This is a genomic window from Halorubrum sp. AJ67, assembly GCF_000513435.1.
Map to the genome: position 1 here is coordinate 78,063 of NZ_CBVY010000003.1, position 1,572 is coordinate 79,634.

Consider the following 1,572-nt stretch of genomic DNA (forward strand, 5'->3'; position numbering starts at 1 on the left):
CCTATCCCCTGTGTGCCTTGCCTCCCACGACTGACGGATCGCCCGCGTAATAACTTCGTATAGCATACATTATACGAAGTTATACGAGTCCGCGAGTGGCTGCCGCGCTTCGCGGACGAGTGGACGCTGGCGACGACGCAGGCGGCCCCGGTCGGTCCCGTTCGCAACACCGGCGGGTTCACCGACGGTGACCGCGCCGCGTTCCTCGCCGACCACGTCGGTGCCGGCGAACTGACCTTCCCCGGGTGGGAGTTCGACGACCCCGACGTCGACCCGATGAAGGCGCGGAAGCTCGACTGGGCCGCCCGACTGTTACGCTGGCTCGAACGCCGCCGCGGCGAGCGGTTCGCGGTCTTGGACGGGCGACGCGAGGCGGCGGACGAGGCGCTCGAAGAAATTCTCGGCGAGGGGTTCGAGGGCGACCGCGGCGACGGCTAAGCGTCCTCGCGCTCCACCCGCGGCTCCGGGAACAGCTCGTCGCGGTCGCGGTCGCCGATCCACTCGGCCAGCTGAACCAGCTGGTCCGCGGCGGCCTCGAACAGGCGTTCGCTCTTCTCCGGGGTCACGTCGGTCGGGTCCCCGAACGCGCCGTTCGGGGAGTTGTCGATCGAGTCGTAGAACGTGCGCGCGCCGTGGACGACCGCGTCCGAGTCGTCGAGGTCGACGAGGCCGCCGTCGCGGGCGTCCTCCAGTCGATCCTCGCGGACGAGGTCGGGCGCGATGTGGGTGATCATGGCCGTCTCCTTCGGGCCGGCGTGCGGGCCGTTGCGCTCGAACAGCTCGTCGACCAGCTCCGGGATCGACTCGTCCCACATCCACTCGACGGCGTAGGCGACCTCGTCCTCGTGGAGCCGCCGACCGACCTCCCGGAGGTGCTGGACGTTGCCGCCGTGGGCGTTGACGAACACCACGCGGTCGATGCCGTGGTACGCGAGGTTCCGGGAGAAGGACTCGACGTAGTCGCGGAACTCGGGCGGGTCGACCCACATCGTCCCCGGGAACTGCCGGTGGTGCGGGCTGACGCCGACGTTGATCGTCGGCGTTCGGAACGCGTCCGAGCGGTCGGCGGCCGCCGTCGCGAGCGCCTCGGCGATCAGGTGGTCGGTCGCCAGCGGGAGGTGCGGGCCGTGCTGTTCGGTCGATCCGAGCGGGACGAGCGCGACGGAGCCGGGAGACAGCGCGTCGCCGAGCTCCGGCCAGGTGTGGTCCGCGAGGTACATATCTCGACGACGCCGGCCGGACGTATCAAACCGCCGTCTCCGGCGGAACCGGCCGGCGCGAACGCGCTCCGTCTGGCCCGTGTCGACACCCTTTTTTGTGTCCTCCGGCCGAACCGGCGACCATGTTCGGAGGCGGCGGCATGAACCCGCGAAAGATGAAACAGATGATGAAACAGATGGGGATCGACGTCGAGGAGCTCGACGCCGAACGGGTCGTCATCGAGACGGCCGACGGCGACGACCTCGTCTTCGACGGCGCGCAGGTCACCAAGATGGACGCGCAGGGACAGGAGACCTACCAGATCGTCGGCTCGCCGGACGCGGTCGCCGACGCGGGCGCTGGCGGCGCGAC

At 69.7% G+C, this 1,572-nt stretch carries 2 protein-coding genes; one reads left to right on the top strand and one right to left on the bottom strand.

Features of this window, described 5'->3' with window-relative positions:
* Nucleotides 1-434: 434 nt before the first annotated feature.
* Nucleotides 435-1,220, bottom strand: a complete 786-nt coding sequence (locus BN903_RS04155; RefSeq protein ID WP_048076531.1) for a creatininase family protein — start codon at nucleotides 1,218-1,220, stop codon at nucleotides 435-437.
* A gap of 122 nt (nucleotides 1,221-1,342) precedes the next feature.
* On the opposite strand from BN903_RS04155, the gene BN903_RS04160 reads away from it, so the two are divergent.
* Nucleotides 1,343-1,572: nascent polypeptide-associated complex protein (locus BN903_RS04160; protein ID WP_048076532.1), on the top strand; the 230-nt coding region annotated here is incomplete at its 3' end.

Bases quoted from the DNA above. Each gene is read 5' to 3' on its own strand.
- BN903_RS04155 (WP_048076531.1), bottom strand. From the start codon at position 1,220: ATGTACCTCGCGGACCACACCTGGCCGGAGCTCGGCGACGCGCTGTCT.